The 8,601-nt window shown below is 68.6% G+C and carries 8 protein-coding genes; all 8 read right to left on the minus strand.

From position 1 onward, the window contains the following. Nucleotides 1-27: 27 nt before the first annotated feature. Nucleotides 28-1,569, minus strand: a complete 1,542-nt coding sequence (locus tag BMW54_RS08480) for a collagen-like triple helix repeat-containing protein (protein ID WP_090054591.1) — start codon at nt 1,567-1,569, stop codon at nt 28-30. A 315-nt stretch (nt 1,570-1,884) separates the two neighbouring features. Beyond that, on the minus strand, nt 1,885-2,190 hold the full coding sequence (locus BMW54_RS08485) for an STAS domain-containing protein (RefSeq protein WP_175472811.1): 306 nt from the start codon (nt 2,188-2,190) through the stop codon (nt 1,885-1,887). Nucleotides 2,191-2,202: 12 nt separating this feature from the next. Further along, nucleotides 2,203-3,381: a methyl-accepting chemotaxis protein gene (locus BMW54_RS08490; protein WP_090054593.1), complete on the minus strand. Its 1,179-nt coding sequence runs from the start codon at nt 3,379-3,381 to the stop codon at nt 2,203-2,205. A gap of 17 nt (nt 3,382-3,398) precedes the next feature. Then, entirely contained in the window at nt 3,399-4,496 is a 1,098-nt protein-coding gene (locus BMW54_RS08495; protein WP_090054595.1) for a protein-glutamate methylesterase/protein-glutamine glutaminase, read from the minus strand. An 84-nt stretch (nt 4,497-4,580) separates the two neighbouring features. Continuing rightward, nucleotides 4,581-5,240: a chemoreceptor glutamine deamidase CheD gene (gene cheD, locus BMW54_RS08500; RefSeq protein WP_090054596.1), complete on the minus strand. Its 660-nt coding sequence runs from the start codon at nt 5,238-5,240 to the stop codon at nt 4,581-4,583. Beyond that, nucleotides 5,237-6,106 carry a CheR family methyltransferase gene (locus BMW54_RS08505; RefSeq protein ID WP_090054598.1) on the minus strand — a complete coding sequence of 290 codons (870 nt, stop codon included), beginning with the start codon at nt 6,104-6,106 and terminating at the stop codon, nt 5,237-5,239. The genes cheD and BMW54_RS08505 overlap by 4 nt, the downstream gene beginning before the upstream one ends. A gap of 3 nt (nt 6,107-6,109) precedes the next feature. After that, complete coding sequence (locus BMW54_RS08510; RefSeq protein ID WP_090054600.1) at nt 6,110-7,825, minus strand: methyl-accepting chemotaxis protein; 1,716 nt, start codon at nt 7,823-7,825, stop codon at nt 6,110-6,112. 21 nt (nt 7,826-7,846) lie between these two features. Further along, entirely contained in the window at nt 7,847-8,362 is a 516-nt protein-coding gene (locus BMW54_RS08515) for a chemotaxis protein CheW (protein WP_090054601.1), read from the minus strand. Between the last annotated feature and the right edge of the window lie 239 nt (nt 8,363-8,601).

Genomic DNA, 8,601 nt, shown 5'->3' on the forward strand with positions numbered 1-8,601 from the left:
GCGCCGTCCACCCGGGGAGCATCGGGATCAGCGGCCGCGCTTGCCGAGGATGCCCTTCAGCGGTGCGTCGCCCGCACCGCCACCGTCCGCGGCGCTCGTAAGGCCACCGACCAGCCCACCGACCACGCCGCCGACCGTATTGGTGACGCCCGAGACCGTGCTGACGAGACCCGCCGTCGCTCCGGTGCCGCCGGAGGTCGTCCCACCATTGATCGTCGTGACGCCGGCGACGCCGTTCACCACACCACTCACCGCGCCCGTCACCCCCGACAGGGCACCGCCGGGACTCACGGCCGCCGTCGTACCCTCGCCGATGCTGCCGATGGCCGTGCCGGCGGCGGTCGTCAGCGGAGCCAGGGGCGAGAGGGCGCCCGTACCAGCACCGACCACGGTGTCGCCAAGGCCCGAGACGGTGCCGGTGAGCCCGCCGAGCGTCGTGCCCACGACATCGCCAGCGCCCGGCGCCGACGTGCCAAGGCCACCCTGCAAACCACTGCTCAGCGAGGCGAGCGACGTGCCGACGCCTTCGATCGTGTTGCCCAGGGGCGACGTCAGGCTGTTCGCCGCTCCGGGCACCTGCGCACTGGCGATGTTCGCGCCAAGTCCAGCCACGGCGCCGCCGAGGCCACCGACGAGACCACCGCTCGCATTCCCGGTGGCGGCGATGAGGTTCGTCGACTGGATCGGCGAACTGCTGTCGCCCAGCGCGCTGGCGAGCGGCGTCACCGTGTCGCTCAGCGTCTGCGTGAGCGCATTCGTGCCGTTTGACTGCAGGACGCCGTCGAGCCCCTGCCCGACCTGCGACACCGCGTTCCCGGTGCCGTCGACGACGTTGCCGACGAGCGAGGTGATGGGCGCGATCGGTGTGCCCTCGCCCACGGTCGGCAGACCGCCACCGAGGTCCTGCACGCCGTCACCGATCTGGACGACCGCGTTGCCGAGGGAATCCGTCGTGGTGCCGACAGGATTGGCCGTGTTGCCGGTCTGGCCGAGGCCATCGCTGACGCCGTTCCCGATCGTCGTGAGGGCGCCGCCGATGCCGTCGACGGCATTGCCGAGACCCGTGCCGAGCCCCGACGTGCCGCCGAGAATCGTCGTCGCGGGAATCTGGGCCCCGACGCCCGAGACGGTGTTGCCCAGTGCCGTGATGATGTTTCCGGTGCCTGTTGCCACCGCCCCGACCGCGTTGCTCGGTGCGGGCGTGCCGCCCGTGCCACCACCGCCGGTTCCACCGCCGTCGCCGCCACCCGTTCCACCGCCACCGCCCGTGCCACCGCCACCGGTACCACCACCGCCGGTACCACCACCGCCGGTACCGCCACCCGTGCCGCCACCTGTCCCGCCGGTGCCGCCCGTGCCACCCGATCCGCCACCGTCCGAACCGCCACCGGCACCAGCACCGCCACCGCCGGTGTCGCCGGCACCGCCGGGCTGAACCGTCCCGCCCGAGCCGCCGCCCGAGCGGGTGGACCCGTGCCCGCTGCATGCCGTGATGGACACCGACGCGGCGAGGATGCAACTCGCCAGGAGGGTACGCGTCAAAACCTTACCGATCGTCTGCTCGCTCATGATCACTCCTCAGGCGTCGCACGCCTTGGGTAGTGCCCCCTGCCATTCGGGAGCCCGAAATATCGAGTGTGACCCTCGTCACACCGCGATTTCATGAGACGCTGAGGCCCGATGAGCGACTGCGCAAAAGCGGCACGGCAGCCGGCTTCCGACATGCAATTTCGGCCGTTTCTATACGTTGCTTAGAGGAAGATTGCGGCCGCCTCGACGAAGCGTAGAGGGATGGTCAATGCGACCTAGCCAGACGCGTTCGCCGGGCAAAAAAAACCCGCTGGACCAGCCAGCGGGCCATGGAATCGCCTTTGGAACGGCGCTTCAGTGCACCGTGAACAACTTGTCGAAGCCGGCGATGCGCAGCGTGTTACGCAGTTCCGCGCCGGCGTTCACGATGCGGATTTCGGCGCGGTCGCCGCCCGCATGTTCGCGCAGGAGCATCAGCATGCCCAGCGCCGAGCTGTCCATGCCGGTGACCTGCTCCAGGTCGAGCACGTAGCTGCGCGCGGGCGTGACATCGCCCAGGCAGGCGTCGTGGAAGGCGCGGTGGATCGAGAAGTCGAAGCGCTCGCCCAGGTGAAGGGTGAGGCAGCCCTGCTCGGTGTCGTGGTGGACGTTGATGGACATGCGTGGGCTTCCTCAGAACAGGTCGATGTCGCCGGCAGCCATGGACTGCTGGAGGGCCGGGCCACGCGAGCGCAGGCGGGCGCGCTCGCGCTGCTCGGCGAGACGGGAGCGGACGCGCTGGGCGCGGGCACCGAGTTCGGCGGCGTCGGACGGCGCGCAGGCCAGTTCCTCGATGTCGCGGGTGCAGTCCGCGGTGATCTCCTGCAGCTCGACCAGGCGCGACCGCGTCTGGTGCAGCAACTGGCTGAGGATGTCCTCGAACTGCAGCGAGCGGATCGTCGTGGAAACGTCGTTGCCCAGGCCGCGGTTGATCGTGGCGGCTTCGTCGGCGGCGGCGCTGGTGCGCGCGTTCGATTCGGTGATCGTCGACATCATCGCGTCGATGCCGCCCTTGGCGGAGAGCGCCACGTTCATGTCCTGCGACGCCATGTGGCCGACCAGCTCGCGCAGCTGCTCCATCGCGGTGCGCGAGCGCTCGACGTGCGTGCCGATCTTCTCGTTGAACTGGTTGCTGTGCTGCGCGAGGTTGCGGATCTCGCCGGCGACGACCGCGAAACCGCGACCGGACTCGCCGGCACGCGCCGCTTCGATCGCCGCGTTCAGCGCCAGCAGGTTGGTTTCCTCGGCGATGGTGTTGACGTTCTTCAGCAGGGCGAACACGGCGTCCATCTCCTTCGCCATGCCGTCGATGCGATAGACGATGCGCAGGCTCTCGCGCGAGAGCTGCACGATCAGGCCGACGAAGTGCTCGAGCAAGCCGGCGGTGCGGTCGGCGAAGTCCTGCACCGAGATGCCCTTGCCACCGCCTTCGATGATCTCGCTGAGCAGCTTCTGCTGCTTGCCGGTCTTCTGCGACAGGCCGTTGAAGCCGCCGCCGAGTTCGGCGACCGCGTCGCGCAGCAGGTCGAGCGCCTGGTTGAGTTCACGGCTGGCATGGCCGAGTTCGTCGACGATCGCGCTGCGCACGTCTTCCATGGCTTCGCGCACCGAGGCCTCGTCGCTGGTGGCGCTGCTGAGCACCACTTCGACGTCGGGCAGGCGTGCCGGGCGCAGCCCGATCGCGATCCACGTCGCCGTCAGCAGGGCCACGACCACGGGGGCGACCCAGGCGGCGTGGAACACGAGGACAACGACGAGGGCGACCGCGCTGGCGGCGAATCCCACGATGCGTTCGTTTTTCGGAATCGACATGATGACGTCTCGAGAGTTCAGGTGCCGACGCGCGCGGCGACGGACACGGGAGTGTGGGCAAGCGCGAGCAGACGCGCGGCGATGGCGTCGAGCGGCAACATTTCGCCGGCGGCGCCGGCCTTCCAGGCGGCACCCGGCATGCCCCAGACGACGGAGCTGGCTTCGTCCTGCACGAGCGTGGGCGCGCCGATTTCCTTCAGTTCGCCGAGGCCGCGCGCACCGTCGTCGCCCATGCCGGTGAGCAGGCATCCGATGGTCGCCGCGCCGACGCTGGCGGCCATCGAGCGGAACAGGACGTCGACCGCGGGCTTGTGCCGGTTGACCGGCGGGCCGTCGTGCAGGCGGCAGACATGACGTGCGCCGTCCCACATCACCAGCAGATGCTGGCTGCCGGGGGCGATGTAGGCATGACCCGCCTGGATCGGCTGGCCGTCGCGCGCTTCGCAGACGCGCATCGCGGAGCAGGCGTCCATGCGCGCCGCGAACGGACCGCTGAAGGCGGCTGGGATGTGCTGGGTGATGACGATCGGCGGCGCGGTGGGCGGCATGGCCTCGAGCACGACGCGGATGGCCTCCGTGCCGCCCGTGGAGGCGCCGATGGCGATGATGCGCGTGCCGCCGCGGGTACCTGCGCTCTGGGCGCGCGGAAGCACGGCATCGGCGGAAAGGCGTGGCGCGACATCCAGTTTGGTCACCGCGCTGCGCTCGCGTGGCTTCGCGCCGGCGGCGAGGCGCACCTTGGCGCAGATCTCCGGCGCGTGCTCCATGAAGGTGTTGGCCAGATCGGCCGCCGGCTTCGTGAAGAAATCGACCGCGCCCAGTTCGAGGGCGCGGAGCGTGACGTCGGCGCCGCGCTCGGTCAGCGTGGACACCATCACCACGGGCATCGGGCGCAGCCGCATGAGGTTCTCGAGGAACGTCAGGCCGTCCATGCGCGGCATTTCGACGTCCAGCGTGAGGACGTCCGGGTTGAGCTGCTTGATCTTGTCGCGCGCGATCAGCGGATCGGCCGCGGTGCCCACGACCTCGATGCCCGGATCGGACTCGAGCATGGTCGACAGCACCTTACGCACCAGCGCGGAGTCGTCGACGATGAGAACGCGTACTTTCTGCATGGGCTCTTGCAACTCGGGTGGCGGGACGTCCCTGTCGGCGAACCGACCGGATGGTTTCACTGGGCGGACTTCCGACGGGACACGTCAGAAAAGTTCCACCTCTCCCTTTATCGGATCGTCGGCCAATCGCTTGAGGTATCGTTTCTCGCGATCGGCCAGGCTGTGGTCGTGCATGGCCCGCAGCTGGCGCACCCGCACCTTGCCACTGACCGGGAAGAACTGGACCTGGCGGGGGTAGATGTCGCCGACGTCCGCAGCGCAGAGCTTCAGCTTCTCCGTGGCGATGTACCGCTGCACGAAGGCGATGTTGCGCTGGCCGATGTCGGTCATGGTGGCGAGGACGCGCCCTCCCCCGAAGATCTTCACTTCCAGGTCGTCGCGACGACCGCCCGCCTTGAGGATCGCGTTGATCAGCTGCTCCATGGCGTCGTTGCCATAGCGCGCCGCGCGACCGATCGTGGAGCTCCAGCTGTCGCGCTCGCCGGCGGGTTCCGGCAGCATGAAATGGTTCATGCCGCCGATGCGCCGGCGCGCGTCGCGGACGCAGGCCGACACGCACGAGCCGAGCACCGTGGAGATCATCTCCTCCTGCGTGCTGACGTAGTACTCGCCCGGCAGGATCTTTACCGTGACCACTTCCTGGGCGGGATCCCAGAAACGGCGGACGTGCTCGAAGCCGGGCAGCACGCTCTTGGGATCGAACCCCGCGAAAGTGCGCGGCTGTGCCGCGAACGCGTCGCTCATGGCCGCTTCCGGTAGACGGTACGGCCGATCAGGTCGAAATCGTCGGACAGACCGTACATCGATTCGGAGTGGCCGAGGAACAGGTAGCCGCGATCTTCCAGCTTGCCCGCGTAGCGGGCGAACAGGCGCTGCTTGGTCGGTTTGTCGAAGTAGATGACCACGTTACGGCAGAAGATCGCGTCGAACCGGCCCTGCATGGGCCAGTCGTGGAGAAGGTTGAGCGGCTGGATCGTCACCAGCTCGCGCAGGCGCGGGTGCACCTGCACGAAGCCGTCGAACGAGCCTTCGCCGCGCAGGAACCAGCGCTTGCGCCGCGCGTCGCTCACGCCGCCGAGCCGATCGATCGGATAGACGCCCTTGCGCGCCGCCGCCAGCGCCTGCGGCGAGAGGTCGGTCGCGAGGATCTTCGCGTCGATGCCCGCGCCGGTGCGTTCCAGCGCCTCGGCGAGCACCATCGCGATGGCGTAGGGTTCCTCGCCGGTGGAGCAGCCCGCCGACCAGATGCGCAGACGACCGCCGCGTTTTTCTTCGAGCCAGCGCGGCAGGAGTTCGTCGACCAGCAGGTCGTAATGGTGCATCTCGCGGAAGAACGACGTCACGTTCGTGCTGATGCAGCTGGCCAGCTCGCCCAGTTCCGCGTCCGGATCGCGGCGCAACAGGTCGCAGTAGTCGGCGAACCCGCTAAGTCCCAGCGCGCGCAGCCGACGGAGCAGGCGACCCTGGACCAGCTGCCGTTTGTGGTCGCCCAGCGAGATGCCGCAGTGCTGGAGCACGAATTCGCGCAGGAACGCGAATTCGGCTTCACCCAGGCTCGGTCCCGCGCCCGCCAGACCGGCGGCATCGCCGTTGTCGACGAGCGCGTTCATCGATCAGAACTCCTTCCACACCCCGGCGTCGGCCGACTCGGCGACCGGACGCGGAGCGCGCGGCGCCGGTGCGCTGCGGACGGCGGCGAAGACGGTTTCCATTTCTTCCTGCGCGGCGTCCTTGCGCGGCGCACGCGCGGCCGGCGCACCGCCCGCCTGGCCCGTGATCTGGAAGAACGCGACCTGGCGGCTGAGCTCGGTCGCCTGCTCGTGCATGGCACGGGCGGCGGCCGCGGATTCTTCCACCAGCGCGGCGTTCTGCTGGGTCATCTCGTCCATCTGCAGCACGGCGTGGTTGACCTGGTCGATGCCGGCCGACTGCTCGGAGCTGGCGGCGGCGATCTCGGCGACGATGTCGGTCACCTTCTTCACGCTGTCCACGATCTCGGCGAGCGCCTTGCCCGACTGGTCGACCAGCTCGGAACCGGCGGCCACCTTGCTGGCGCTGTCGTTGATGAGGCCCTTGATCTCCTTCGCGGCACCCGCCGAACGCTGCGCGAGATTGCGCACCTCGGTGGCGACGACCGCGAAGCCGCGGCCCTGCTCGCCGGCGCGGGCGGCTTCGACGGCCGCGTTGAGCGCCAGCAGGTTCGTCTGGAAGGCGATTTCGTCGATGAGGCTGACGATGTCGGAGATCTTCTTGCTGGAGGTATTGATCTCGCGCATGGCGACGACGGTCTGCGCGACGACCTCGCCACCGCGCTCGGCCTGTTCGCGCGCACCGCGGGCGAGCTGGTTGGCGTGGCTGGCGTTCTCGGCGTTCTGCTTCACCGTGGAGGTCATTTCCTCCATCGACGACGCGGTTTCCTCGAGGCTGGAGGCCTGCTCCTGCGTGCGCTGCGAGAGGTCGTCGTTGCCGCGCGAGATCTGCTGCGCGGCGGTGCTGACGGAGCCGGCGCCATGGCGCACTTCCGAGACGATGGCGCTGAGACGCTCGTCCATCGCGCGGAACGCGCCCTGCAGCTGGCCGAGCTCGTCGCTGCGCGTGACCTGCACGTCGTGGCCCAGCTTGCCCTCGGCGATGAGGTGCGCGACGGAGACGGCGTGCGAAAGCGTGCGGATGATCGAGCGGACCACGAGCGCGGCGATCAGCAGGCAGACCACGAGGCCCACGCCGAGCGAGACGATGCTGATGGCGCGGATCGTCTTGTACTGCGCGGTCTCCTTCGCGAAGATCGCGGCCGCTTCGTCGCGCTTGGCCTCGACGAGTTTGCTCAGCTGCGACTGACGATCCATGAGCAGCGGGCGCACCTGCAGCTCGAGCACGTCGGTCGCGCCCTGGTCACCCTGGTTCAGGGCGTCGACCATGTCGGCCTTGGCCTGGGCGTAGTCGTCGTTGGTCGCCTGCCATTTCTCGTAGAGCTTCTTGATGTCAGCCGACATCGGTACCTTGAGAAACTCCGCCTTCGTCGCGTCGAGGTCCGCCTGATACTTCTGGAATTCGGCGACCTTCTGCTTCACCTGATCGGGATTGCCCACCTTGGCCGCCGCCTCGCCGAGGACAATGAACGACATCAGCGAGTTAGTGTTGATCCGGGTGAGCATCTCCGACGGGACGAGCTCTTCCTCGTAGACCTGACGCATGCCCTCGTTCTGGTAATGCATGGCGCCGAGACCGACGGCCGCGCCGCCCAGGAGCATGAGCGTGAGCAGGCCGAGCACGCCATACAGGCGGCCACGTACGGTCATCGCGGGGAGCTTGAACTTGAACTTCTTCATCACGATTCCAATCGGCAGGCGTCAGGCGACGGCTTTGACTTCGGGAGAGGCGAGGGCCGCCTCGAGCATCTGCGCATCCTGCGGCTGGAGGAGGCGATCGACGTCGAGCAGGAGCACCATGCGCTCGCCCACGGACGTCAGGCCCTTGAGGTATTCGGTATCGACGGTGGTGCCCATGTCCGGCACCGGACGGACGGCGCCGGGCAGGACCTCGACCACGTCGGAAACGGCGTCCACCACCACGCCGAACTGGCGGCCGGCGACCATCACGATCACGCAGACGGTGGTCGCGGTGTACTCCTCGCGCGCCAGGCCGAAGCGCAGGCGGAGGTCGAGCACGGGGACGATGGCGCCACGGAGGTTGAGGACGCCCAGCACGTAGGACGGCGCCTGGGGAATGCGGGTGACCGGGGTCCAGCCACGGATCTCGCGGACCGCGAGGATGTCGACCCCGTATTCCTCGTTTCCGAGGTTCACGGTCAGGTACTGCGCGGCCTCGGCGGTCGCGTCGATGGCGCTGTTGACTGGCTGGTTCATGTCTTTCCCACGGCGGATCAGAGCGGCGGTGTAACCCCTTACTTGTGAGGTATCGGCCGCGGCAGGCCGGACTTGAGGAGTAATCTCAATGGCAGGGCGCTCCGCGACACGCTGTGGGAGCGGCCCTGGCCGGGGCTGTGCCTCGGACACCCGTGAAGCCGCTGACTCCTGTGGGAGCGGACCAGGCCGCGACTGCTTTTGGCGAAGAGCCGCAGGGCCTGTTGCTTCCGGCGAGAAGC

This window comes from Luteibacter sp. 329MFSha, from assembly GCF_900111665.1.
Taxonomy (GTDB): domain Bacteria; phylum Pseudomonadota; class Gammaproteobacteria; order Xanthomonadales; family Rhodanobacteraceae; genus Luteibacter.

Bases quoted from the DNA above. Each gene is read 5' to 3' on its own strand.
- BMW54_RS08490 (WP_090054593.1), bottom strand. From the start codon at position 3,381: ATGTCGATTCCGAAAAACGAACGCATCGTGGGATTCGCCGCCAGCGCG.
- BMW54_RS08505 (WP_090054598.1), bottom strand. From the start codon at position 6,106: ATGAACGCGCTCGTCGACAACGGCGATGCCGCCGGTCTGGCGGGCGCG.
- BMW54_RS08480 (WP_090054591.1), bottom strand. From the start codon at position 1,569: ATGAGCGAGCAGACGATCGGTAAGGTTTTGACGCGTACCCTCCTGGCG.
- BMW54_RS08510 (WP_090054600.1), bottom strand. From the start codon at position 7,825: ATGAAGAAGTTCAAGTTCAAGCTCCCCGCGATGACCGTACGTGGCCGC.
- BMW54_RS08515 (WP_090054601.1), bottom strand. From the start codon at position 8,362: ATGAACCAGCCAGTCAACAGCGCCATCGACGCGACCGCCGAGGCCGCG.
- BMW54_RS08485 (WP_175472811.1), bottom strand. From the start codon at position 2,190: ATGTCCATCAACGTCCACCACGACACCGAGCAGGGCTGCCTCACCCTT.
- cheD (WP_090054596.1), bottom strand. From the start codon at position 5,240: ATGAGCGACGCGTTCGCGGCACAGCCGCGCACTTTCGCGGGGTTCGAT.
- BMW54_RS08495 (WP_090054595.1), bottom strand. From the start codon at position 4,496: ATGCAGAAAGTACGCGTTCTCATCGTCGACGACTCCGCGCTGGTGCGT.